Origin of the sequence: Sinorhizobium psoraleae (genome assembly GCF_013283645.1) — a bacterium.
Lineage (GTDB): Bacteria > Pseudomonadota > Alphaproteobacteria > Rhizobiales > Rhizobiaceae > Sinorhizobium > Sinorhizobium psoraleae.
Genome location: NZ_JABEKV010000001.1, coordinates 1,415,823 through 1,440,642 on the forward strand (window position 1 = coordinate 1,415,823; position 24,820 = coordinate 1,440,642).

22 protein-coding genes are annotated in these 24,820 nt (G+C 62.3%); 15 read left to right on the plus strand and 7 right to left on the minus strand.

The features are described from left to right. Window positions 1-113 precede the first annotated feature (113 nt). Both ILFOPFJJ_RS06505 and ILFOPFJJ_RS06510 read right to left on the minus strand, forming a co-directional pair. Complete coding sequence (locus tag ILFOPFJJ_RS06505) at window positions 114-1,217, minus strand: ABC transporter substrate-binding protein (RefSeq protein WP_173509709.1); 1,104 nt, start codon at window positions 1,215-1,217, stop codon at window positions 114-116. A 212-nt stretch (window positions 1,218-1,429) separates the two neighbouring features. Continuing rightward, window positions 1,430-2,308: a MurR/RpiR family transcriptional regulator gene (locus ILFOPFJJ_RS06510; protein ID WP_173509710.1), complete on the minus strand. Its 879-nt coding sequence runs from the start codon at window positions 2,306-2,308 to the stop codon at window positions 1,430-1,432. Between the two features lie 174 nt (window positions 2,309-2,482). Here ILFOPFJJ_RS06510 and ILFOPFJJ_RS06515 point away from each other — a divergent pair, with 174 nt between their 5' ends. The 7 genes from ILFOPFJJ_RS06515 (at window position 2,483) to ILFOPFJJ_RS06545 (ending at window position 10,278) form a co-directional block, all read left to right on the plus strand. Continuing rightward, a complete protein-coding gene (locus ILFOPFJJ_RS06515) occupies window positions 2,483-3,256 on the plus strand; it encodes an N-formylglutamate amidohydrolase (RefSeq protein ID WP_173510172.1) in 774 nt (257 codons plus the stop codon). Between the two features lie 110 nt (window positions 3,257-3,366). After that, window positions 3,367-4,914, plus strand: a complete 1,548-nt coding sequence (locus tag ILFOPFJJ_RS06520; protein ID WP_173509711.1) for an amino acid permease — start codon at window positions 3,367-3,369, stop codon at window positions 4,912-4,914. 93 nt (window positions 4,915-5,007) lie between these two features. Next, window positions 5,008-6,372 (plus strand): glutamine synthetase family protein, encoded by a 1,365-nt coding sequence (locus ILFOPFJJ_RS06525; RefSeq protein WP_173509712.1) that lies wholly within the window; start codon window positions 5,008-5,010, stop codon window positions 6,370-6,372. A gap of 167 nt (window positions 6,373-6,539) precedes the next feature. Then, complete coding sequence (locus tag ILFOPFJJ_RS06530; RefSeq protein WP_173509713.1) at window positions 6,540-7,925, plus strand: aldehyde dehydrogenase family protein; 1,386 nt, start codon at window positions 6,540-6,542, stop codon at window positions 7,923-7,925. Then, on the plus strand, window positions 7,922-9,067 hold the full coding sequence (locus tag ILFOPFJJ_RS06535) for an iron-containing alcohol dehydrogenase (protein ID WP_173509714.1): 1,146 nt from the start codon (window positions 7,922-7,924) through the stop codon (window positions 9,065-9,067). The genes ILFOPFJJ_RS06530 and ILFOPFJJ_RS06535 overlap by 4 nt, the downstream gene beginning before the upstream one ends. Window positions 9,068-9,262: 195 nt before the next feature. Continuing rightward, a complete protein-coding gene (locus ILFOPFJJ_RS06540) occupies window positions 9,263-9,982 on the plus strand; it encodes an AAA family ATPase (protein ID WP_173509715.1) in 720 nt (239 codons plus the stop codon). Between the two features lie 131 nt (window positions 9,983-10,113). After that, window positions 10,114-10,278, plus strand: coding sequence for a hypothetical protein (locus tag ILFOPFJJ_RS06545; protein WP_173509716.1), 165 nt, complete (start codon window positions 10,114-10,116; stop codon window positions 10,276-10,278). 260 nt (window positions 10,279-10,538) lie between these two features. Here the strand turns inward: ILFOPFJJ_RS06545 and ILFOPFJJ_RS06550 are convergent, their stop codons facing one another. Beyond that, complete coding sequence (locus ILFOPFJJ_RS06550) at window positions 10,539-11,828, minus strand: NAD(P)/FAD-dependent oxidoreductase (protein ID WP_173509717.1); 1,290 nt, start codon at window positions 11,826-11,828, stop codon at window positions 10,539-10,541. Window positions 11,829-12,080: 252 nt separating this feature from the next. Beyond that, complete coding sequence (locus ILFOPFJJ_RS06555) at window positions 12,081-13,490, minus strand: L,D-transpeptidase family protein (protein ID WP_173509718.1); 1,410 nt, start codon at window positions 13,488-13,490, stop codon at window positions 12,081-12,083. Between the two features lie 383 nt (window positions 13,491-13,873). On the opposite strand from ILFOPFJJ_RS06555, the gene ILFOPFJJ_RS06560 reads away from it, so the two are divergent. The 4 genes from ILFOPFJJ_RS06560 (at window position 13,874) to ILFOPFJJ_RS06575 (ending at window position 15,841) form a co-directional block, all read left to right on the plus strand. Beyond that, window positions 13,874-14,713 carry a DUF4432 family protein gene (locus ILFOPFJJ_RS06560; RefSeq protein WP_173509719.1) on the plus strand — a complete coding sequence of 280 codons (840 nt, stop codon included), beginning with the start codon at window positions 13,874-13,876 and terminating at the stop codon, window positions 14,711-14,713. A gap of 73 nt (window positions 14,714-14,786) precedes the next feature. Continuing rightward, window positions 14,787-15,125 carry a protein tyrosine phosphatase family protein gene (locus ILFOPFJJ_RS06565; RefSeq protein WP_173509720.1) on the plus strand — a complete coding sequence of 113 codons (339 nt, stop codon included), beginning with the start codon at window positions 14,787-14,789 and terminating at the stop codon, window positions 15,123-15,125. Between the two features lie 60 nt (window positions 15,126-15,185). Continuing rightward, window positions 15,186-15,536 carry a cupin domain-containing protein gene (locus tag ILFOPFJJ_RS06570; protein ID WP_173509721.1) on the plus strand — a complete coding sequence of 117 codons (351 nt, stop codon included), beginning with the start codon at window positions 15,186-15,188 and terminating at the stop codon, window positions 15,534-15,536. 98 nt (window positions 15,537-15,634) lie between these two features. Then, window positions 15,635-15,841: a hypothetical protein gene (locus ILFOPFJJ_RS06575; protein WP_173509722.1), complete on the plus strand. Its 207-nt coding sequence runs from the start codon at window positions 15,635-15,637 to the stop codon at window positions 15,839-15,841. 137 nt (window positions 15,842-15,978) lie between these two features. Here the strand turns inward: ILFOPFJJ_RS06575 and ILFOPFJJ_RS06580 are convergent, their stop codons facing one another. From ILFOPFJJ_RS06580 to ILFOPFJJ_RS06590, 3 genes are all read right to left on the minus strand, one after another. Beyond that, window positions 15,979-17,628, minus strand: a complete 1,650-nt coding sequence (locus tag ILFOPFJJ_RS06580) for a thiamine pyrophosphate-binding protein (RefSeq protein ID WP_173509723.1) — start codon at window positions 17,626-17,628, stop codon at window positions 15,979-15,981. Between the two features lie 63 nt (window positions 17,629-17,691). After that, window positions 17,692-18,645: a DMT family transporter gene (locus ILFOPFJJ_RS06585; protein WP_173509724.1), complete on the minus strand. Its 954-nt coding sequence runs from the start codon at window positions 18,643-18,645 to the stop codon at window positions 17,692-17,694. An 11-nt stretch (window positions 18,646-18,656) separates the two neighbouring features. Continuing rightward, a complete protein-coding gene (locus tag ILFOPFJJ_RS06590) occupies window positions 18,657-19,592 on the minus strand; it encodes an alpha/beta hydrolase (RefSeq protein WP_173509725.1) in 936 nt (311 codons plus the stop codon). Window positions 19,593-19,849: 257 nt separating this feature from the next. On the opposite strand from ILFOPFJJ_RS06590, the gene ILFOPFJJ_RS06595 reads away from it, so the two are divergent. From ILFOPFJJ_RS06595 to metF, 4 genes are all read left to right on the plus strand, one after another. Next, window positions 19,850-20,623: a ribonuclease T2 gene (locus tag ILFOPFJJ_RS06595; RefSeq protein ID WP_173509726.1), complete on the plus strand. Its 774-nt coding sequence runs from the start codon at window positions 19,850-19,852 to the stop codon at window positions 20,621-20,623. Window positions 20,624-20,742: 119 nt separating this feature from the next. After that, window positions 20,743-22,392 carry an energy-dependent translational throttle protein EttA gene (ettA, locus tag ILFOPFJJ_RS06600; protein ID WP_173509727.1) on the plus strand — a complete coding sequence of 550 codons (1,650 nt, stop codon included), beginning with the start codon at window positions 20,743-20,745 and terminating at the stop codon, window positions 22,390-22,392. Window positions 22,393-22,794: 402 nt separating this feature from the next. Further along, a complete protein-coding gene (locus ILFOPFJJ_RS06605) occupies window positions 22,795-23,817 on the plus strand; it encodes an ArsR/SmtB family transcription factor (RefSeq protein ID WP_173510173.1) in 1,023 nt (340 codons plus the stop codon). Window positions 23,818-23,819: 2 nt separating this feature from the next. After that, the gene (metF, locus tag ILFOPFJJ_RS06610; RefSeq protein ID WP_173509728.1) at window positions 23,820-24,755 is read left to right on the plus strand and encodes a methylenetetrahydrofolate reductase [NAD(P)H]; all 936 of its coding nucleotides are present in this window, start codon (window positions 23,820-23,822) and stop codon (window positions 24,753-24,755) included. Window positions 24,756-24,820 lie beyond the last annotated feature (65 nt).

The window sequence follows — 24,820 nt, forward strand, 5'->3', positions numbered from 1 at the left end:
TAAATCGGAACGATTTAACGACAAAGCCATGCAGCATTCAAAGTGCTACAGCGACCTTTGTGCGTCTGACAAGACGCACGGCGCTGTAGATCGCGGGGAGGCGATGACAGTGACTACTGCACGTTGGCGCCGACGACGCTGTCCCACTTGGTGGTGATCGCCTCCTTGCCGGCTGCCTGCTCTTCGAGCGTCGGGAAGACGGCCTTTTCATAGGCCGCTGCCGGCGGCAGCTTGTCGAGCATCTCCTGCGGGATCTTGCCGTTCTTGGCGAGATCGTTGAAGCGGATCGGATGGCAATAGCCCTTCAGCCAGCCGAGCTGGCCTTCGTCCGAATAGAGATATTCCATCCAGAGCTTGGCAGCGTTCGGATGCGGAGCGAAGGCCGAGATCGCCTGCACGTAGACGCCGGCGACGACGCCCGAAGCCGGAACGACGACTTCGACCGGCGGGTTGCCGTTGAGGCTGTCGCGCCAGGAGAGGCCGTTATAATCCCAGGCGATGATGATCGGGGTGGAGCCTTGCGCCAGCGAGGCGGACTTGCCGATGACCGGAACGAAGTTGCCAGCCTTGTTGACTTCGGCGAAGAAGGCGAGGCCGGCTTCGCCAGCTTTTGCAGCGTCTTTTTCGCCGGCAGCGAGACCGGCTGCGTAGACGGCCTGCACAGCCTGGTTCGACGCACGCGGATCACCGGCCATGGCGATCGAGTTCGCGTAGTCCGACTTCTTGAGATCGGCCCAATCCTCCGGTACTTCCTTGACGATATCGGTGTTCACCACGAAGGACAGAACACCGTAATAATCGCCGTACCAGAAGCCTTCAGGATCCTTGGCGCTATCCGGGATCGTGTCCCAGGTCGAGACCTTGTAGGGCTGGATGAGGCCTTCGGCCTTGGCCGACGGACCGAAGGACAGACCGACGTCGATCACGTCGGGCGCCTGCGGGCCGGTGTTGCCCTTGTTGGCCTTGATGGCTTCGATTTCGTCACCTGAACCTGCGTCCGGGTTCAGTTCGTTGACCTCCAGACCGTACTTGGCCTTGAAGCCGGCGATCACGTCGCCGTATCCGCACCAGCTGTGCGGAAGCGCGATGGTGGTCAGCGTGCCTTCCTTCTTGGCGGCGGCGATGAGCTCCTCGCTCGGCTCGGCGACGGCAATCGCCGTCGTTGCGAGCAGCATGGCGCTGGAAAGCGAGAGCAGGCGTTGAGTCTTTGAAATCACTGACGTTCTCCTTGTGTGCTTTCAACTAAATCGTGCGTTGTAATTTCGGCGATGCTGTTAAAGAGGCGCGATGAAGCTTGTGTGACAGGTCCTGTCCCGTTCGCGCCATACGTGTCGGCGGCGAGACGGCGGTCGCCTCCATCTGCCAACCGCTCGCAGCATCGCGGTGAATTCCGCTTCCCGGCGGGACCTGTAATCACAGCCGGTTCCTCCTAGACCGGCTTGCGAAAGATGCGCGTCGAATCGAACAGGCCTTCAAGCATCTTCATTCGATCCCGTGTTTCGTCCCAGTTCATGTTCTGCACGGCCTCGATCAGCGCCTCGACGAGAAAGAGCAGCATGACCGAACTGTCCCAGGCCGAGGGCACTTCGATGTGCACGCGGAAGACCTTGGAAGCGGCCTTGGCGACGGGCGAACCCCACTGGTCTGTGAAAAGGATGATTTCGACGCCCCGATCGCGGGCGAAGCGGGCAAGCGTTTCCATCTCCTGCTCGTAGCGGCGGATGTCGAACAGGATCAGGACATCGCCCTGTTTCATGTCCAGCACGTAGTGCGGCCAGGAACTCGGATTGGCCGCGATCTGCGTCACGCCGGTGCGGATGACCTGGAGATGGGTGAAGAAGTAGTCCGCCATCGAGCGGGTGATGCGTCCACCGGCAAGATAGATATTGCGCTTGCAATCGGCGATGAGGGTAGCCGCCTGATCGAATTCGCGCGGCTCTATCTGGGACAGCGTCTGGCGCATATTTCCCATGACAGCGTCGGCGAAGCGATTGAGCGTGTGCGTGCCGGGCGCGCTCGCGGCCCAACGATCATGCTTGGCGATCGGGTTGGAGATCGTCGCCTCGAGTTCCTGGTGGAGCCGTGATTGAAAGTCGGGAAATCCGCGGAAGCCCAGCTTCTGGACCATGCGCGCCACGGTCGGCGTGGAAACTCCGGCGTTCTCGGCGACCGTGGTGATCGAGCCGAGCCCGGAGACGGGATAGTTATCGAGAAGTGTCTCCGCCAATCGCTTCTCGGCGCGCGTCAGCGCCCCGAAATGTGCGTTGATCACATCCGACACCGTCATGGATGCCGTTTTGCTGGTCAATGTCGTGCCCCTGAGCTGGTCTCCGCCAGCTTGTGAGGAATTAAACATCGCTGTCACAATCGGAGTCAATCGCCTTTTTGAAGAGATCGTTTCAGATTTTCGTTGACACCCACTGATTCGTGAAGAATTCTTTTCATTAAGATCGTCTGACGAGGCAATTTGGGGGTGCCGGTTTTGACGGGACTTTTGACGCGCGTAGAGGGTGATCCGGTCGCCATCGACAATGCGGACGCGGAGGGAGAGTTCCTCTTCGTCTGCGAACACGCGTCGCCCCGCCTGCCGGAGCGTCTTGGGACGCTCGGCCTTTCAAAGGAAGCACTGGAGAGCCATATCGCCTGGGACCCCGGCGCGCTGGCGGTCGCCAGGCATCTCGCCGAGAAGCTCGATGGTACGCTCATCCATCAGCGCTTTTCGCGCCTTGCCTATGACTGCAACCGGCCGCCCGAGTCCGACGCGGCGATGCCGGCTGTCAGCGAAGTCTACGAGGTGCCGGGAAACAGGGCGATGTCGGCAGCAGAACGGGAGGCGCGGGTCAATGAGATCTACCGACCGTTCCACGACGCGATATTGCGGTTCGTTTCCGACCGCAAGGCGGCCGGGCGGCACCCGGTCCTTGTTACCATGCACAGTTTCACGCCGGTCTATTTCGGCAAGCCGCGCACTGTCGAAATCGGCATCCTGCACGATGCCGACAGCCGGCTCGCGGACCGCATGCTGGCGATCGCGACGGATGGAGAGGTCGCCTACGACATACGCCGGAACGAACCCTATGGGCCGGCCGACGGCGTAACGCACAGCCTGGTGGAATACGGCGTGCGAAACGGACTGCCGAACGTGATGATCGAGATCAGAAACGATCTCATCCGGGACGAGGTCAGCCAAAGGGTCATGGCTGACTATCTGGAGGGGCTGCTCGTGAAGAGCATGGCCGCCCTTCCGGCACGATAAAAAGACCCTGGGGAGCGGCAAAGCCGCGGTCCCGTTCCGGAGACCGGAGCGGGTGTGATGGGGCCTCCTGCAATAGCGCGCGAGGTCAAGGAGAAAACAGGGGAAAGAAGATGTCAGACTACACCGATATCGATAAGAAGCAGGACCTGCAGGTCTTGCATTCGATGGGCTACGCCCAGGAACTCGAGCGGCGCATGAGCCAGTTCTCGAACTTCGCCGTGTCATTCTCGATCATTTGCATTCTGTCTGGCGGCATCAACTCGCTGGCGCAGGCGACATCCGGTGCGGGTGGCGCGGCGATCGGCATCGGGTGGCCGCTCGGATGCTTCATCTCGCTGGTCTTCGCCGTCGCCATGGCGCAGATCGGCTCGGCCTATCCGACCGCCGGCGGCCTCTATCACTGGGGCTCGATCCTCGGCAACCGCTTCACCGGCTGGTTGACGGCCTGGTTCAATCTCCTTGGCCTGGTGACGGTCCTCGGCGCCATCAACGTCGGCACCTACTACTTCTTCATGGGGTCGTTCGGCGCACCTTATTTCGGTCTGGAAGACACGACGACCACTCGCATCGTCTTCCTGGCGATCATTACCGGCGCGCAGGCGCTGGTGAACCATATGGGTATCGGATTGACGGCGAAGCTTACCGACTTTTCCGGCTACCTGATCTTCGCGACATCGATCCTGCTTGCCATCGTTTGCCTTGCTGCTGCCGACAGCTACGAGATCGGCAGGCTCTTCACCTTCTCCAACTATTCGGGCGAAACGGGCGGCAACGTCTGGCCGCAGACATCCGGAACCTGGGTCTTCCTGCTCGGCCTCCTGCTGCCGATCTATACGATCACTGGCTACGACGCTTCGGCGCACACGTCGGAGGAAACGGTCAAGGCCGCGCATTCCGTGCCGCGCGGCATGGTTTCGTCGGTCCTCTGGTCGGCGCTTTTCGGCTACATCATGCTGTGCTCCTTCGTCCTGATGATCCCGAACATGGACGAGGCAGCAAAGCAGGGCTGGAACGTGTTCTTCTGGGCGATGGACGCGCAGGTGAACCCTGTCATCAAGGACATTCTCTATCTCGCTATCTTCGTCAGCCAGTGGCTGTGCGGTCTTGCGACGGTGACCTCGGTCTCGCGTATGATCTTCGCCTTCTCGCGTGACGGCGGCCTTCCGGCCTCAAAGGCGCTTGCCAAGGTCAGCCCGAACTATCGTACGCCGGTAGCGGCGATCTGGACCGGGTCGATCCTCGCGGTGCTCTTCGTCTGGGGCTCGTCGCTGGTCTCGATCGGCGATACGCCGGTCTACACCATCGTCGTCTCGTGCACGGTCATCTTCCTGTTCTTCTCCTTCGCGATCCCGATCACGCTCGGCTTTTTCGCCTGGGGCACTTCGAAGTGGGACAAGATGGGGCCATGGAACCTCGGCGAGGGTACATTCAAGCTCTTTGCCATCCTGTCGCTCATCGCGATGGTGCTGATCTTCGTGCTCGGCATCCAGCCGCCGAACGATTGGGCGCTCTACATCACCGTCGGCTTCCTGATCGTGACCGGCATCGTCTGGTTCGGTTTCGAGAGCCGCCGGTTCCGTGGCCCGCCGATCGGCGAGGAAGTTGCGCGCCGCCAGGCCGAAATCGTCGCTGCCGAAAAGGCTGTCGGCGAAGCTTGACCAACAACAAGAGGGCGGGGCCGCGGCTGCGGCTTCCGCCTCATTATTTTGCGGCCATGGGAACGGCCGCACCGAACATGGGATGACACTTTCATGAGCTATTCGTTCGAGGAACTGAAAGAGGATGTGGCCGCCGGCCGCATCGATACCGTGCTCGCCTGCCAGGTGGACATGCAGGGACGTTTGATGGGCAAGCGCTTCCATGCGGAATATTTCGTCGACAGCGCATGGAAGGAAACGCATAGCTGCAACTATCTGCTTGCGACCGACATGGAGATGGAAACGGTCTCCGGCTACAAGGCGACAAGCTGGGAGAAGGGCTACGGCGACTATACGATGAAGCCGGACCTTGCGACGCTCCGGCGCATCCCGTGGCTGGAAGGCACGGCGCTGGTCATCTGCGACGTGCTCGATCACCACACGCACGAAGAGGTGCCGCATTCACCCCGGGCCATCCTCAAGAAGCAGATTGCACGCCTCGAGGCGATGGGCCTCAAGGCCTTCATGGCAAGCGAGCTCGAATTCTTTCTCTTCGACCAGTCCTATGACGACGCACGCCAGTCCGGCTATCGCGACCTGCAGCTCGCCAGCGGCTACAACGAGGATTACCACATCTTCCAGACGACGAAGGAAGAGGATGTGATGCGGGCGATCCGCAACGGCCTTCAGGGCGCCGAGATCCCGGTCGAGAATTCCAAGGGTGAGGCTTCTGCCGGTCAGGAAGAAATCAACGTCCGTTACGCCGATGCGCTGACCATGGCCGACCGCCATGCGATCATCAAGAACGGCTGCAAGGAAATCGCCTGGCAGCGCGGCAAGGCCATCACTTTCCTCGCTAAGTGGAACTATTCGGCTGCCGGCTCTTCCTCGCATATCCATCAGTCGCTCTGGAGTGCCGATGGCGAGACGCCGCTCTTCTTCGACAAGAGCGCGCGTTACGGCATGTCCGAGCTGATGCGGCATTACGTGGCCGGTCTTCTGACCCATGCGAGCGAGATCACCTATTTCCTCGCGCCTTACATCAACTCCTACAAGCGTTTCATGGCCGGTACCTTCGCGCCGACCAAGGCGATCTGGAGCAAGGACAACCGCACCGCCGGCTATCGCCTTTGCGGCGAAGACACCAAGGCGATCCGCATCGAATGCCGCGTCGGGGGTTCCGACCTCAACCCGTATCTTGCCTTTGCCGCTTTGATCGCGGCGGGGATATCCGGTATCGAAGGCAAGATGGAACTCGAAGCGCCCTTCGTCGGCGATGCCTATCACGGCAAGGACATACGCGAGATCCCGCACACGCTGAGGGACGCGACCGAGGCATTGACCGGCTCGAAAATGCTGCGCGCCGCCTTCGGCGACGATGTGATCGACCATTACACCCGCGCGGCGCGGTGGGAGCAGGAGGAATATGACCGGCGCGTCACCGACTGGGAGGTCGCGCGCGGTTTCGAACGGGCATAAGAAGTTCCCCTCCTCACGGGCGAGGGCTTCCCGTCGGCAGCCTCCTCACTCAATCTGGGCTGTTGCCAGTTGCGGGGGGCTGAACTGGCGCCGGGCGGTGACGCCAGCGAGCCCCTTCCTCTTGTGGGGAGGGGACAGTCAATTGAAATGAAAACAGGATGACGATCATGACGATGATCAAATGCATTTCCCCGGTAAACGGCGAGGTCTACGCCGAACGTCCCGCGATGCCGCTGGAGCTTGCCAAGCAGGCGGTGGCGCACGCGCGTCTGGCGCAGAAGAACTGGGCGAGGCGCCCCATCGAAGAGCGGGTCAAGCTGGTGCTCGCCGGCGTTGCGCGACTCAACGAGATGGTCGACGAGGTGGTGCCCGAGCTTGCCTGGCAGATGGGCCGGCCGGTGCGCTACGGCGGCGAGTTCAAGGGCTTCAACGAGCGTTCGAACTATGTCGCCTCCATCGCCGCCGATGCGCTGAAGCCGATTATCGTCGAAGAGAGCGATCGCTTCGAGCGGCGCATTGAGCGCGAGCCGCATGGTGTCGTCTTCGTCATTGCGCCGTGGAACTACCCTTACATGACGGCGATCAACACGGTCGCCCCGGCCTTGATGGCCGGCAACACGGTCATCATCAAGCACGCGAGCCAGACGATCCTCGTTGGCGAGCGCATGGTGCGCGCGTTCATAGAAGCGGGCGTGCCGGCTGATGTGTTCCAGAACCTTTTCCTGGATCACGACACGACGGCGGCGCTGATCGCTGCGAAGAGCTTCGATTTCATCAATTTCACCGGCTCTGTAGAAGGCGGGCGCTCGATCGAGCGTGCAGCGGCCGGCACCTTTACCGGGCTCGGCCTCGAGCTCGGCGGCAAGGACCCCGGCTATGTGATGGAGGATGCCGATCTCGACGCCGCCGTCGATACGCTGATGGACGGCGCGACCTACAATTCCGGCCAGTGCTGCTGCGGCATCGAGCGCATCTATGTGCATGAATCGCTCTACGATGCCTTCGTCGAAAAATCGGTCGCCTGGGTTTCCAACTACAAGCTCGGCAACCCGCTCGATCCGGAGACGACGCTCGGACCCATGGCCAACAAGCGCTTCGCCGCCACGGTTCGCCAGCAGGTCGCCGATGCCGTTTCGAAGGGCGCCAAGGCGCTGATCGATCCCAAGCTCTTCCCGCAGGATGACGGCGGTGCCTATCTCGCGCCGCAGGTCCTCGTCGACGTCGATCATTCGATGGAGTTCATGCGGGAGGAAACCTTCGGGCCAGCGGTCGGCATTATGAAGGTGAAGAATGACGCCGAGGCCATCGAGCTGATGAACGATTGCCAGTATGGCCTGACGGTTTCGCTCTGGACGAACGATGCGGACCGCGCGTCGCGCATCGGCCGCGACCTTGAAACCGGCACCGTCTTCATGAACCGCGCGGATTATCTCGACCCGGCGCTCTGCTGGACGGGTGTCAAGGAAACGGGCCGTGGCGGCTCGCTTTCGATCCTCGGCTTCCACAATCTCACTCGTCCGAAATCCTATCATCTGAAGAAAGTAACCGCATGACGATCACCGCCAACTGGAGCTATCCGACCGCCGTCAAGTTCGGCGCCGGCCGAGTCAAGGAGCTTGCCGACCATTGCAGGGCTCTCGGCATGAGGAAGCCGCTGCTCGTGACCGATCGTGGCCTTGCGCCGATGGCGATCACGCAGAATGCGCTCGATATCCTGGAAGCAGGCGGCCTTGGCCGCGCCATCTTCGCCGATGTCGATCCGAACCCGAACGACAAGAACCTGGATGCAGGCGTGAAGGCGTTCAAAGACGGCGGCCATGACGGTGTCGTCGCCTTCGGCGGCGGTTCCGGTCTCGATCTCGGCAAGTGCGTCGCCTTCATGGTCGGCCAGACGCGGCCGGTCTGGGACTTCGAGGATATCGGCGACTGGTGGACACGCGCGAGCGTCGAAGGCATCGCACCGATCGTTGCGGTGCCGACGACCGCCGGCACCGGTTCTGAGGTCGGTCGCGCCAGCGTCATCACCAATTCGGCAAGTCATGTAAAGAAGGTGATCTTCCACCCGAAGTTCCTGCCGGGGGTAACGATCTGCGATCCGGAGCTGACGGTCGGCATGCCGAAGGTCATCACCGCCGGCACCGGCATGGATGCCTTCGCCCATTGCCTGGAGGCCTATTCCTCGCCCTTCTATCATCCGATGTCGGCGGGCATTGCGCTCGAGGGCATGCGGCTCGTCAAGGAATATTTGCCGCGCGCCTACAAGGACGGCACGGATATCGAAGCGCGCGCGAACATGATGAGTGCCGCGGCGATGGGTGCTGTGGCATTCCAGAAGGGGCTCGGCGCAATCCATTCGCTCTCCCACCCGGTCGGCGCGATCTACAACACCCATCACGGCATGACCAATGCTGTGGTGATGCCGCCGGTGCTGCGCTTCAACCGCCCGGCGATCGAAGACAAGATCGCGCGTGCTGCGGCCTATCTCGGCATCGCCGGAGGTTTCGACGGATTTTATGACTACGTCTTGAAGTTGCGTGAAGCGCTCGGCGTGCCGGACAGGCTTTCCGCACTCGGGGTCGGCACCGATCGCATCGATGAAATGTCGGAAATGGCGATCGTCGACCCCACCGCCGGCGGCAACCCGGTGGAGCTGACGCTCGACGCGGCGAAGAAGCTCTTCAGAGAGTGCATCTGAGCCGGATCGCGTTAATTTTCTGGAGCCCGGAAGACCTTGGTTTTTCGGGCTTTTTCATTGATGTGCGGCGCTGCGGTTAATCTTTGCCTTCCAAAATTTCCATTTCGTTAACCATGTTCTGAAAGGCTTTGTTAAGGGCGCCGCCTGCTGAAGCATCGGTCGGAGCCTCGAAACAATGACGGAATGAGGTGGAAGATGGCGGTCATCACATTTGCCAACGCAAAGGGCGGCGCCGGCAAGACGACGGCGGCACTGATCCTGTCGACGGAATTGGCGAGACAGGGCAACAGGGTGGTGGTGCTCGACGCGGACCCGCAGCGCTGGATCACGCGCTGGTCGGAAGTCTCCGGCCATGTCGCCAATCTCGAAGTGATCTCGCATATCACGCCCGCGTCGCTGCCCTGCCACATCCGTGAACTGAAAGACGCGGCTGATTTCATCGTGATCGATCTCGCCGGCGCCAAGGATGCAATCGTCGCGCTGGCACTGGGCCTGTCCGATCAGGTGCTGATCCCGGTCCAGGGCTGCGCGATGGACGCGCAAGGGGCGGTTCAGATCCTGGAACTGATCCGCCATATCGAACAAAAGACAACGGTTCGCATCAGGCATTCGGTCGTGCTCACGCGGGTCAACTCGCTGGTGACCACGCGCGCGCTCCAAGCGATCAAGACGCTGCTTGCTTCGCGCAACGTTTCGATGCTCGATACTCCGATCGTCGAACGCGCCGCCTATCGCGAGATTTTCGAATGCGGCGGAACGCTGCAGACGATGGATGCGGGCCGCGTCAGTAATCTCGACAAGGCGCGCGAGAACGCCCTTGCGCTCGCTCAGGAGGTTCTGGCGCTCCTGCCCGTTTCCTATCAGCGGTCCTGGGCTGCGCGGGTGCCGTCCTGGGCGCGGTTGCGCGCCGCGTAGTCGCTTTGCCGGCCGGCGCATTTGATCCGCCTCGGCTCATCGTCATTCAACCGGAATTGACATTCGTCAGTTCCGGTTGAATCTTTTGTCGCACCTGCACCAAATGGCTGGTAAACACCGCTATCAGCCAGATGGACCGGATCACCCAGCAGAATGCGGCAATGGTGGAGCAGGCGAATGCCTCGTGCCAGGCGCTAACGGCCGAAGCCGAGCAGATTGCGCGACGTCTCCGCGCCTTCAAGACGTCTGGCAGCGGCACGGCGGGCGCGACATTCGGCTATCAGGTCGCTGCTTAGTTACCGCCGGAATGACAGCCACACGCTCCTCATCCCTGTGCTCGTCACAGGGAACCAGCCACGGCGCGTCCGCGCCGTGAATGACCTTGGCTTGTCGAGGGGAGCGGTTGCTGAGGCAACAATGCTGGCCCTCGGAGTGGTACAAAGCGCCAGATGGAGTCTCTCGCACTGCCGACGCGGTGCGGCTGGATTCCTGTGACAAGCACAGGAATGACGGGGGAGAGAACAACCGGCAGGCAGGAGGTGAAGAGCAGCGGAGCTCAGAAGCGCCGGTCGACAAAATGCTTCGCCTGCGCGCCGGCGTGATAGAAGGCGGATTTTACCGTCCGCCACGGATCCGGCGTAATCGGTGTTTCAGCAAGCGGAATTGCCGAGGCATCGCCCATGACGTGGTGGGCGAGCGCTCGTCCGAAGACGGTTCCGGGCGCAATGCCACGGCCGTTGTAGCCGCTCACCGACACGACATTCGGCGCGAGCACGTGCATGGCGGGCAGGTTGTTGGTCGTCATGCCGATGCGGCCATCCCACCAGTATTCGAAGCGGAAATCGCCGATATTCGGGAAGAGTTTGCGCAGCGAGCGGGCCGCGAAGGCGCGATGCGTGCCCTCGGCCATGGCATCGAGCCGGCCGATCGAACCGAAGATCATCCGGTTCTGCTGATCCATGCGGAAGGAAGTCATGACGAGCCCCGTATCCCAGGCGCCCTGACGCTCCGGCAGGATCCGCGCTGCGACCTTTTCGGGCAGCGGATTGGTGGCGAACTGGAAATAGGGGAGAATCGTCAGTTCCTGGGTATGCGCCTTCCACGGCACGTCGGGAACGAGCGCTCCATAGGCGTTGGTCGCTAGAATGATGTGGCGGGCGGTAAGACTGCCGTGGCCTGCCTTAAGCCTCCACTGATCGCCCTGGCGCTCGGCGGCAAGGAGAGGGGTGTCGGTGAAGATCTTGGCGCCGGCGGCGAGTGCTGCCCGCGCCAGCCCTCTTGCGTAGGCAAGCGGCTGGATCGTTCCGGCGCGGCGGTCGAGCAACGCGCCGGCAAAGCCCTCGGCGCCGGAGAGCACGTGGGTTCTGTCAGCCGAGAGCACTTCGACCGGCGCGCCGCGTTTCTTCCACTGCGCCTCGCGATCCCGGATGTCCTTCAGGCCCTCGGCACCGACGGCCATGTGGAGCGTACCGTTGCGTACGGCCTCGCATTGCATACCGTGTTTCGCGACGAGATCGTAGACGAGAGACGGACCGTCGCCGAGCTCGTTCAACAACCGGTTTCCGGCCTCAGTGCCGAGGGTTGCGACGAGATCGTCCGGCTTTACCCACATGCCGGCGTTGACGAGGCCGACATTGCGGCCGGAACCGCCGAAGCCGATCATACGCGCTTCGACCACGGTTGCTTTCACACCCTTTTCCGCAAGATGCAGCGCGGCGGAGAGGCCGGTGAAACCGCCGCCGATGATTGCCACGTCGGTGCTCAGCTCGCCGGTAAGCGGACCGGTTTCAGGCGCGGCGGGTGCCGTCGCATGCCAGAGGTTGGGGAGAGCACGCTCCGTTGCCATTGCGGACATTCCTTGTCTTCGGTGCGGATGTGGAAGGCATAGCGCGTCCGCCCATCCTGCGCCGACCGATCGTGATGGAAAATACTTCGTCAGTGATAGAACCATTGCCGCAAAGTTTTTCATGACAATGTTTCATGAGGTCATGAAGGCGCGCAATACCGAATGGCCGCCGCAGAAGCGTTCAGGATCGATTGCGGCGCTGTGAAAAACGGGAGCGGCCGCTTGGCCGGAGGCGCGAGCGGCGGTCCCGGATCAGTCGACGAATTCCACCGTCACGCCCTTGCTCACCATCTTGCCGAGTTCGGTCGCGTCCCAGTTGGTCAGGCGAATGCAGCCGTGGCTCTGGGTCTTGCCGATCTTCGATGGATCGGGGGTGCCGTGAATGCCGTAGGTCGGCTTCGAAAGTGCGATCCAGACGGTGCCGACGGGCCCGTTTGGTCCGGGCTGCAGGGTCAGAATCTTGTCGTTCGCGCCCTGCTGGAAGTTGATCTTCGGATTGTAGGTGTAGCCCGGATCGAAGGCGATCCGTTCGACCGACACGATGCCCGACGGGGAGGGCGTGTCCGACGAGCCGATCGTAGAAGGATAAGCGGCAATGAGCTTGTCGGCCGCATCGTAGGCGAGCACCTGCTTGCGACTCTTGTCGGCCACGATCCGCGCGACCTTGCCCGCCTTGTTCGGGCCCGGATTGATGACCTTGATGATCGTACCCGGAATGGAAAAATCGACACCGGGGTTGAGTTCGCGCAGGTAGTTCTCGTCCATGTGGAATTTCTCGCCGAGCATCTCGGTGGTGGACGTGAAGGACAGATGCGGAAGCATCGCCTTGTGGGCATAGTCTTCGGGGATCGAGGCAACATAGGGGCCAGCCGCGTCGGCAGCGGTGATCGTGTAGGTCGTGATCGGCAGCCCGCCGTTGAAACGCAGCCGTTCGAGGATGTCCTCGGTGTTGTTCGGGTCGAGCGTTTCGCCGGTTGCCTGCTGCCAGGCTTCGATGGCCTTGGTGACATTGGAGCCCATCTTGCCGTCGATGACGCCCGGCGAGAAACCCTCGCGGTCGAGAAACACCTGCAGCGCGGCGATTTCCGCGCGCGACTTGCCCTTCACCGAGAGCGCCGGAGGCATCGGCTGCCTGAGCGGCTCGTCATATTGCGGATCGTAGGCCGCCTGCTCGCTGCCATCGATCAGGCCCGGCAGGTTGTCCCGCAGCTCCTCGCGCTCGACCGGGGCCGGTTCGCGGTAGTCCGGGACCGTGCCCGTAAACTCGCCGGGCTCGGAATAGCCGTAGCCGCGGTCGCCGTAGTCAGCGTAGCCGTCGTTCGAATAGACGTCGACGTCGCTTTGCCTGCGGCGGGCTCTGCCGTAACCGTCCGACGGCATCACTGTGGCGACGACATTGCCCCAGGGATCGACGAGAACAGTGCGGCCACGGTGGTCACGCATTGCGCGGACCTCGTCCTGCCCCGGCATATAGTCGAGAATTTCGCCATTCGGCGTAACCAGGATCACGTCGCCGCCGCCGCGATAATAGCCTTCCTGCGCGGAAGCAGGGGTAAGCTCCACGGCCAAAAGGCCGGCTGCGGCAAGAAGCGAGAGGCCGGTGCGGGTCGCAGTCGTCACGATAGAACCTGTTTTCATGGTAGTTGATCCGCGGCGGTACATGCCGATTTCGACGTTAATGTGAAAAAAGTGAATCCATCGTGAACGGTTGGTTAAAATTCATCCTGACCGATTGGTTAACCGTAGTTAGATCGATCCGGCGTCTGTTTCAACCGGGAGAAGGCCGGGCCGAGGCCTTGGAACAATCCTCGCACCGTATTCCCCGACCGTCTACGTCGATAGCGCGCGCGAAAGCCGGATTGTTCGATCGGGATTCGTCGTTCTCGACGCATTTTACTTTGCTTTTCATGCATTTGTGGCCATCTCGCTTCGCGCATGTTCCCTGCAAGGGAATCGATTTAAGAATGAGCCAAGCGGCAGTTCAATGAATTGCAGCCCACCGTTTGCACCGAAGAGACGCGTGGGGCCGACTGCGGGAGATACGTATGGAAACGACCTTGACCAGCACGCACGACGGCGTCCCCGGTCATCTCCTGTTCGACCGCTCGTCTGCGCTCGACATTGCCGCCTTCGTGGTCGATGGCACGGATCTTTCTCCCGGCTCCGCTATTCCCTCGGACGGCGACCCGCGGATCGACCGGGCGCTTGCCGGCTTTTTCTTCACCTGCGGTCCCGATCACATTCGCCATCCCGAGCCGGTCGAAGGTCAAGACGGGAGGCGCTACCCCCTGCATGGTTCGCTTGCAGGCACGCCCGTCGTCCGGACGGAGATGTCCGCCGACGCCACCCGTTGTGAGGCTCTGACCGCGGTGGATCTTGCCTGTGGCGGCAAGGCGACGGTCGAGCGTCGGTGGCATATGAGCGAAGGCGGGCAATGCGTAGTGCTTGAGGACCGCGTGACCAATATCGGCGCGTCGGCCTTCGCGCCGATGATGATGTATCACATGAACATTGGCGGCCGGCTGCTTGGCCAGGAAACGCGGGTCGTCAGTCCATCGCTCGAAAGCGGATCACTGGAGTGGCGCTTCGGCGAAGGCGAGAGCGCCCACTTGTGCACTCCCGCTCACGCAGAGGACGGCTGGTCGGAGGTCGCGCTCGGGCCATTGCCGGGGCTTGGCGGGCGGCGGCTTATCGTTCGGTTTCGCGTGGACACGCTACCGTTCTTGCAGATGTGGCGCTGCCAGCGCGGCGGCGCCAACGTCATCAGCATCGAACCCGCATCGCACCGTCTGGCGAAGCGAGGAGAACTCGCCGCATCAGGCGAACTCAGCCTCATCGAGCCCGGGCAGTCGCGCGGCTACGCGCTCGCCTTTGCCGTTTCCTGAAGGTTGCTTCGCGATTGACGCCGCCTCATGCCCGGCCTACATCAGGCCAACGCAGTTCAGAGGAAGCATCATCATGGACATTCGCCAGATCAACGATGAATACTCGGTCTCCGGCCAGATCACGGTCGAGGACCTGGATGAGATCAAGGCGCTCGGTTTCAAGTCCATCGTCTGCCATCGTCCGGATTTCGAGGCGCCCGATCAACCGACTTTCGATGCGATCGCCGCACGCGCTGCTGAGCTGGGCCTGGAGATTACCCATATTCCGGTGGGCCCGATGGGCGTGACCGCCGATGCCGTGACGCGCATGGTGGATGCGCTCGACGAATTCCAGCGCCCGATGCTCGGCTATTGCCGTTCCGGCGCCCGCTCCACCGCAGTCTATCAGCAGACCCAGCATATCCGCGGCTGACAGGATCGGTTTGCCGCCTGCCGAGCGAACATGCTGTGAGTGCTGGATAGGGAGGTAAGCATGGCCGGACCGCATCTGATCAACCGGGACCAGTGGGCCGCAAGGCCTGACGTTTGGCAGGGCGAGTTCGAGGGCGGTCATTATGGCGCCGGCGTTTCGGTCATATTCTACACGACCGACCGGATCGGCGGCGGTCCGAAATTGCACCGGCACCCCTATCCGGAAACCTTCATCGTTCGCACCGGCCGTGCTCTGTTCACCGTCGGCGACGAGACGATCGAAGCGGAGGCGGGGCAGATCGTCGTCGCACCTGCGAACGTTCCGCACAAGTTCGCCAATCTTGGTCCGGGTCGGCTGGAGACCACGGACCTGCATGCGAGCGATGCCTTTTCGACCGAGTGGCTGGAATAGGGCGGGCGGCCCGAACAACCGTATTTCGCTATTCGCCGTCTCTTCAAACGCGCGTAGACTGTCTCCACCGGCAGATTTACCTGGAGCGGAGATCGGCCATGAATCCCTTCAATAACTTTCGAGATTATCCCATCCTTCCCGGCGACGTGTTGATCCTCGAAGGCGTGCTGAACAAGGCGCTGAAGGAACGCAACTTGTCTATCGCCAGTGAGGAGGCCGACCAACTCGCTAGAAGGATCATCAAGCTTTACCAGACCGGCGTCAGAGAGCCGGACCAGATTTGGGAGATGATCCGGACAATCTGACGAGCGGCCTACTGCGTGTGTGCTTAATCAGGACCGATCTAAGGACAGAAACATGCAGCAATTCAAAGTGCTGCAGCGTGTGCGTCTGGAAAGGCGCCCGGCGCTGCCGGGAGCAGAAGCCTTCTCGTTTGCGTCCCTCAGCCGTTGCGGATTTCACTGAGCGTGCGCGTTGGCGTGATTGCTTCCGGGTCGAGCTTGATCTCGATGATCGCAGGCTTGCCGCTGGCGCGTGCTCGGAGGAAAGCATCGGCGAATTCTTCCGTTCGCTCGACTGTTTCGCCGTGGCCGCCATAGGCGCGCGCAAGCGCTGCAAAATCCGGATTGGTAAGGTCCGTTGCGCTGACACGGCCGGGATACTCGCGTTCCTGGTGCATGCGGATCGTACCGTAGATGCCGTTGTTTATCACGAGCACGATGATCGGTAGCTGATAACGGATCGCGGTCGCGAATTCCTGCCCATGCATGAGGAAGCAGCCGTCGCCGGCAAAGCAGATGACTTCGCGTTCCGGGTGGAGCTGCTTCGCCGCGACGGCCGCCGGCAGGCCGTAGCCCATCGACCCCGAGGCGGGGGCCGCCTGGGTTCCATAACGGCGGAAGCGGTGGAAGCGGTGCACCCAGGTGGCGTAGTTGCCGGCGCCGTTCGTGAAGATCGTGTCCGGCGCGGTATTCGCCTCGATCCAGTTCATGATCGGCCCCATCTGCACGTCGCCGGGTCCCTTCTCGGGCGGCGTCGACCATTTGAGATAGGCTTCGTGCATCGCCGCGGTGCGAGCGGACCACGCGGGTTCGCCGTCCGCGGGCCTGATGTCGTCGAGTGCGGCAACGAAATCGCGTGGGCTCGCGGCGATCGCCAGATCCGGGCGGTAGACGCGGCCGAGCTCCGCCGGGTCGGGATGGACATGAACCAGCGTCTGCCTGGGGTAGGGGACGTCGATCAACGTATAGCTGGAGGAGGGCATTTCCGAAAAACGGCCGCCGACGAGAAGGACGAGGTCGGCCTCCTTGATTTCCTTCGCCAGCGCGGGGTTGATGCCGATGCCGACATCGCCGGCATAAAGCGGGTTGAAGTGATCGAAGAGCATCTGGCGGCGGAAGGAGCAGCCGACCGGCAGTCTCCAGCGCTCGGCAAAGCGCTGGAACTCCGTTACGCTTTCGGCCGACCAGCGCGTACCGCCGAGAATGGCGATCGGCCGTTTCGCGGCGGCGAGCAGCTCCTTCAACCGGGCTACCTGGCCACGGCCCGGATGGCTTTCGACCGGCTGGTAGGCGCGCGCGGGGGGCGCCTCGGTGCTCTCGGTCAACATGTCTTCAGGCAGCGTCAGCACCACCGGCCCCGGACGACCGGAGGTTGCGACGGCAAAGGCGCGGGTGACGAATTCTGGGATGCGCGCCGGATCGTCGATTTCGCCTACCCACTTGGCGACCTCGGTGAAGGCGCGGCGATACTCGATCTCCTGGAAGGCCTCGCGCTCGCGCGCATCGCGCTGCACCTGGCCGATGAAGAGGATCATCGGGATCGAATCCTGTCTTGCGACATGAAGGCCCGCGGAGGCATTGGTGGCGCCGGGGCCGCGGGTCACCATGCAAATGCCGGGCTCGCCCGTGAGCCGCCCCCAGCAATCCGCCATCATCGCCGCGCCGCCTTCCTGGCGGCAGACGACGACGTCGATGTCGGTGTCGTGGAGCGCGTCCAGTACGGCCAGATAGCTTTCTCCCGGCACGCACGAGATGCGTTTGACGCCGTTTGCGACCAGCGCCTCGACAATCAGTTGACCACCCGTTTTCATCCACACACCTCCCAATGCTCTTTCATTCTATCCGCTTGCGGATTTGTTGATTTTACGCACGCCTCAGATCGCCGGCGACACCGGGGCGATGCTCGCCGTCTTCTCGACCTTGCGCTCGCGCCAGATGATATAGAGGCCCGAAGCGATGATGATCGCGATGCCCAGCCATTTCAGCGCATCCGGCAGATCGCCGAAGACCAGCCAGCCGAAGATCGTCGCCGAGACGATCTCGAGATATTGGAGCGGCGCGAGCACCGAGGCCGGGGCGGCGCGATAGGCATAGACGCCGAGCACGCCCGAGATCGTCGCAGTGACGCCGACGCCGAGCAGGTAGCCCCAGGCGTCGCCTTCCGGCCAGAGCGGATCGAACACGCTCGATCCGCTGCCTTCGCCGAACGACAGCAGGACGAGGCAGAAGAGGCCGCCCCAGATGCCGGCATGGAACTGCATCGACCAGGGATCCTCGTTCTGCGCGACCATGCGGGTGACCAGCAGGAATACTGCGAGGCCGAAGGCGGCGACGATCGGCAGAAGCGCAATCAGGCCGACTTCCTGCATGCTCGGCTGGATGACAAGCAATGCGCCGAAGAAGCCGACCGCACAGGCCGTATAACGGCGCCAGCCGATCGTCTCCTTCAGGAAGATACTGCCGAGAATCGTGAGGATGATCGGTTCGACGAAGAAGATCGCGATCGCGTCGGCCACCTCCATTACCTTCAACGTGGTGATGAAGGAGAGCATGGTCAGCACCAGAAGGCCGCCGCGCAGCGCATGCAGCGCAGTCTTGCGCCAGGTAAGGTCAAAGAGGGTACGTCGGACAAGGACGACCGGCAGGATGAAGACAACCTGCAGCAGGAAGCGGGCGGCGGTGATTTCCGCCGACGGAACCGTGGCAATCGCCAGCTTGGCAAAAATGTCGATCAGCGGCGAGATCAGAACGGCGATGACCATCAGCGTCAGGCCGTAGGAGACGCGGCTATGATCGGTGGCGATTTTGGGCAGCGAGAGGTCGGTCATGATCTTCCGTTTCAGCGCTTCCTGTCGACGGCCTTGAGGCACCAGGCGGCGAAGTCTTCCGTCGCCTTCTCCCGGCCGATCTCGTTGAGCGTTTCGTGGCGCATGCCGTCATGGATCCTAACCGTGACATCGGTCATGCCGCGCGCCTTCATCCGCCCGGCCAGCCAGCGAATGGCGGCACCGTTGAAGGTCGAAGGATCGGCGCTGCCGCCGACGAGATGGACAGGCAGATTTACGTGCAGCCGTGCCAGCCGGTCCGCGCGAGCGCCGGCGAAGGCGAATTTGAACACGTCGATCCAAAGCGACACCGTCGCATCGAAACCGCAGAGCGGATCGGCGGCATACTTGGCGACTTCACTTTCGTCGCGCGACAGCCAGTCGAAATCGGTCTTCCGATCGGCAATCGCCTTGCTCCAGGCGCCGAAGGTGAGCTTCGTGAGCAGCGGGCTCGGCACGTCCGAGCCTTTGAGCATCCTCTCGATCGCCAGCACCGCCTGACCGCCTCGGCCGGCAATGCCGGGGCGGAAATTGGAATTCCAGACGGCGAGAGCGTCGTAGAGCTCGGGATCGCTTTCGGCGGCGTTGAGGGCGATGAGGCCGCCCATCGAATGGCCGAAGAGAACGATCGGCAGGCCCGGGTGGCTGGCGGCGGCCATGTGGCGCATTGCCCGCAGGTCCGCTATGACCTTCTCCGTTCCGTCGCGATGCGCGAAGGTCGCAAGCGGCGCGTCCGGCGCCCGGCTCTCACCGTGGCCGCGGTGGTCATGCGCGTAGACGTGAAATCCGTGTGCCGCCATTGCTTCGGCGAAGCGCGCATAGCGGCCGGAATGTTCGGCGAGCCCGTGGCTGACGATGAGAATGCCCTTCGGCTCGGCAGAGGTGGCGAAATGGCGCCACCCGAGCGCGGCACCCGTCGGGCTCTGATGCGTCCTCACCTGCCCGAACATGCATGCCCCCGGAACATTCGTCAGACTCTTGTATGCGCCCAACAGAGGACGCCGGTTGCGCAAAAACCGGAAACACTTTCCAGCGGGAAAATGCTCCGCCGGATATCAAATCGATTTGGGCCGCAAAGGCAATCGCTGCTTGTTGCTTGTTGCGCATGAGGTCACAACGAATCCGGAAATGAGGATTAGGGGTTGCAATTTTCGCGTTTTTGTCGATATTTGTTCTCGTTTTGTTTTCTTGTAGGAGGCTATCTGAAATGCGGGCGAAGGCGGTAACGAATCTTACGAGGGTTGCGACGCTCATTCTGGGGCTGGGACTGTCGTCCCTTGCCGCAGCCGAGGACGTGTCGACGGACGAAACTGCAGGGGCGACAAGCTCCGACAAGACGCAATATGTGCTGGCGGTGAGCTGGCAGCCGGGATTTTGCGAGACGCGACCCACCCGCAAGGAATGCGTGGACCAGACGGCCGACCGTTTCGATGCGACGCATTTCTCGCTGCACGGGCTTTGGCCGCTGAAGAAAAGCTACTGCGGCGTCGAAGCGGAGCTTAAGGCGCGCGACCGCAAGGGCGATTGGCTGGACCTGCCGAAGCTTGCGATGGCCGACGAGACTGCAGCCCGTCTGCTTGTCGCCATGCCCGGCGTCAAATCCGGCCTCGATCGCCACCAGTGGCTGCAGAGCGGCACCTGTCAGGCGGCAAAGGCCGAGGATTACTTCAAGCTGCAACTGCGTCTTCTCGATGAACTGAACTCGTCCGCCGTGCAGGCCCTTTTTGCTGAAAAGGTCGGTTCCGAGATCGGCGAAAGTGAGATCAAGCAGGCTTTTGACCGGAGCTTCGGCGCCGGTGCTGGTGACCGGGTGCGCATGCGTTGTCAGACGGTGGAGGGCCGCAGCGTCATCACCGGCCTCACCATCGGGCTTTCCGGAGATCTCGCGGGCAAGGACGCCCTTAAAAGCCTGATCCAGGCGGCCGGACCGACAGAGTTCAAATGCGCCAAGGGGATCGCCGACGCTGCCGGTCGTGGCTGATCCGTGACGGGTAGCCTATGGGGAGGGAATGGCGAGGCGGGGCCTTTGGCGGATTGCCCCGCCACCATAATTCGCCTACATAGCGGGCAAATTTCCCTTCCGATGCGGAGCATTCCTTTATGGCACGTCAGTTCATCTATCACATGGCCGGGCTCAACAAGGCCTACGGCAACAAGAAGGTCCTGGAGAACATCCACCTGTCGTTCTATCCGGACGCGAAGATCGGTATTCTCGGCCCCAACGGCGCCGGTAAGTCGACGGTTCTCAGGATCATGGCCGGCCTCGACCATGAATATACCGGCGAAGCCTGGGTCGCCGAGGGCGCGACCGTCGGCTATCTGCCGCAGGAACCGCAGCTCGATGCACAGAAGACGGTGCTCGAGAACGTCATGGAAGGCGTTGCCGCCAAGAAGGCTATCCTCGACCGCTACAACGAGCTGATGATGAACTATTCCGACGAGACGGCGGAAGAAGGCGCAAAGCTCCAGGACGTCATCGACAGCCAGAATCTCTGGGATCTGGACAGCCAGGTGGAAATGGCGATGGACGCGTTGCGCTGCCCGCCGGGCGATGCGGAGGTCACCAATCTCTCGGGCGGTGAGAAGCGCCGCGTCGCGCTCTGCAAGCTGCTGCTCTCGCAGCCGGATCTCCTTCTGCTCGACGAACCGACCAACCATCTCGACGCCGAGACGATCGCCTGGCTCGAAAAGCACCTGCGCGAATATCCCGGCGCCGTGCTGATGATCACCCACGACCGCTACTTCCTCGACAACGTCACCGGCTGGATCCTCGAACTCGACCGCGGCCGCGGCATTCCCTACGAGGGCAATTATTCCGCTTATCTGCAGGCGAAGTCCAAGCGCATGGCGCAGGAGGGTCGCGAAGAGGCCACTCGCCAGAAGGCAATCAGCCGCGAGCAGGAGTGGATCGCTTCGAGCCCGAAGGCCCGCCAGGCAAAGTCGAAGGCGCGTATCCGTGCTTATGACGAGCTGGTCAAGGCGGCGGCCGACCGGCGTCCAGGCGACGCGCAGATCATCATTCCGGTCGGCGAGCGTCTCGGCCAGGTGGTGATCGAGGCGGAAAACATCTCCAAGGGCTATGACGACCAGTTGCTGATCGAAGGCCTGAACTTCAAACTGCCGCCCGGCGGCATCGTCGGTGTCATCGGTCCGAACGGCGCCGGCAAGACGACACTCTTCCGCATGATCACCGGCCAGGAACAGCCCGACGAAGGCGCGGTCCGCATCGGCGACAGCGTCCAGCTCGGCTATGTCGACCAGAGCCGCGACGCGCTCGACGGAAGCAAGACTGTCTGGGAGGAAATCTCCGGCGGCAACGACGTCATCAAGCTCGGCAAGCACGAGGTCAACTCGCGCGCCTACTGCTCGTCCTTCAACTTCAAGGGCGGCGACCAGCAGCAGAAGGTCGGTACGCTCTCCGGCGGCCAGCGCAACCGCGTGCACCTCGCCAAGATGCTGAAGGCCGGCGGCAACGTCATCCTGCTCGACGAACCGACCAACGACCTCGATACCGAAACGCTGGCGGCGCTCGAGGACGCGCTCGAAAACTTCGCCGGCTGCGCCGTCATCATCAGCCACGACCGCATGTTCCTCGACCGTCTTGCGACCCATATCCTCGCCTTTGAGGGCGACAGCCATGTCGAATGGTTCGAAGGCAATTTCGAGGACTACGAAAAGGACAAGATCCGGCGCCTCGGCCCGGATTCGGTCAATCCGAAGCGGGTGACCTATAAGCGCCTGACGCGCTGAGGCCTGAGCGGTCGAGGAGAGCGCAGACGGGGCAGGTTCCCGCGCAACGGATCGTTGCGCTTTCGCCTGCTCATTCCGTGCTCGTCACAGGAATACAGCACGCCCAAGTCCTGGGCGCAGAAAACGCGTTGCTGTTCCGTACCGCTCTCCTAGGCTCAGCCCGCTTGAAGCCAGCCACAGCGCCGACGCGCCGTGGCTGGCTTCCTGTGACGTGCACGGGAATGAGCGTGGATGGCCCGGCTTGGGTCCCGACAGGCGTTCTGCCTGGCAGCATCCGTCGGCTGAGATTCTCCGCCCGCCCGGCTATCTCCCGCGCGCCATTCCATTGCCTTTCCGCGCAAATTCGCTTGCACGCGTCTCGCAAATCACATAAAGATATCTTTATGTGTTGATGAGGAGACGATAGTGAGCCGAGGAACGCTTGGGTTGGACGCGTTGGTCGACGTTTTGAAGGCGGCGGGTGAGCCGACGCGAATGCGCCTTCTCGCGCTGCTTTCCGCCAGCGACCTCACCGTTACCGATCTTACCGAAATTCTCGGCCAATCGCAGCCGCGGATCTCTCGGCATCTGAAGCTGCTGGCCGAAGTGGCGCTCATTGATCGCTATCAGGAAGGGGCATGGGCCTATTTCCGCCTGCGGCAGGAGGGGGGGCGCGTCGCTCTGGTGCGCGATCTCCTGGCAGCAGCCGCGGCTGAAGACGCCATTCTCGCCAAGGATGCGGCGCGGCTCGCCGTCCTGAAGCGGCAGCGTGCCGAGAAGGCGCAGGCCTATTTCAGCCGCAACGCCGCCGGATGGGATGAACTGAGGCGGCTGCACGTCAGCGAAGGCGACGTCGAAGCTACGCTGAAGGCGATGGTCGGCGACGAGCCGGTCGAGAGCCTGCTCGATCTTGGCACCGGCACGGGGCGCATCCTGCAGCTTTTCGAGGGTATCTACCGGCGCGGCATCGGCGTCGACGCCAGCCGCGACATGCTCGCCGTGGCGCGGTCCAATCTCGATAAAGCCGGGATCACGAAGGCGTCCATCCGCCACGGCGACATTTTCAATCTGCCGCTGGATGGCCAGGCTTTCGATCTCGTGACGATCCATCAGGTGCTGCATTTCCTGGAGGAGCCGGAAGCGGCGATCACCGAGGCCGCGCGTATGCTCGCGCCTGGCGGCCGGCTCGTCATCATCGATTTCGCGCCGCACGGGCTTGAGTATCTGCGCGACGAGCACGCCCATGCGCGCCTCGGCTTCTCCCATCAGGCGATGGCCGACTGGCTGCAGAAGGCAGGCCTTGCGCTGGAGAAAACAACCGACCTCGCGCCGGAAGGTGCGGACGAGGGCAAACTGACAGTGACGATCTGGCTGGCGCGCGATCAGCGCGTCGCCGATCACATCGCCGATATGCCGCGTCAGCGCGTTCAGGCAGGGGGAGTTTGAGAATGGCCACACGCACGCTTTATCCGGCCGAGCGCGGCAATCTCAGGCTGTCATTCGAGTATTTTCCCCCGAAGACGGACGAGATGGAGGCACAGCTCTTCCAGACGATTGCCGATCTCTCCGTTTTCAACCCGGCCTTCGTCACCATGACCTATGGCGCCGGCGGCTCGACCAAGGCCCGTTCGCTGACGGCGGTCAGGCGGATGATTGGGGAGATGGGTCTTGGAAACACAGCGGCGCATCTGACCTGCGTCGGCGCCCCGAAGGCCGAAGTCGATGCGGTGATCGACGAGTTTCTGGCCTTCGGCATCCGGCATTTCGTGGCGCTGCGGGGCGATCCGCAGGGCGGCATCGGCAGCGCCTACCAGCCGTTTCCGGGCGGTTATGAAAACGCCGCCGCCCTCGTGAAGGCCTTGCGTGCCCGAGGCGACTTCGAAATCTCGGTCTCGGCCTATCCGGAAAAGCACCCGGAGAGCCCGGATGTCGCCGCCGACATCGACATGCTGAAGCGCAAGGTCGACAACGGCGCGACGCGGGCGATCACCCAGTTCTTTTTCGACAACGATGATTTCGAGCGCTATCTGGAGCGGGTGCGGCGGGCTGGCGTCCAGGTCCCGATCGTGCCGGGAATCCTGCCGATCAACAATCTCACGCAAGTGCAGAGATTCGCCGGCCTGTGCGGAGCGCGGATTCCGCAGGCGATAATTTCGCGGCTCGCCCATCTTGAAGAGCAGCCGGCCGAGCGGTTCAAGGAAGCGACCCACATTGCCGCCGAGCAGATTGTCGATCTTGCGCGGCGCGGCGTGCGCGACTTCCATCTCTACACGATGAACCGTTCGCCGCTTGTCACGGCGGTTTGCGACCTCGTCGGCTATGCGCGTGCACCGGCACAGGAGCCCGCCGTCGAACTCCCGATCAAGGCGGTCGCAAGGGCATAGATATAGATAGTGCCGGCGGGCGCGCAGTGTCGGAACAGAGAGAAAGCCTATGAACGGATCAACGT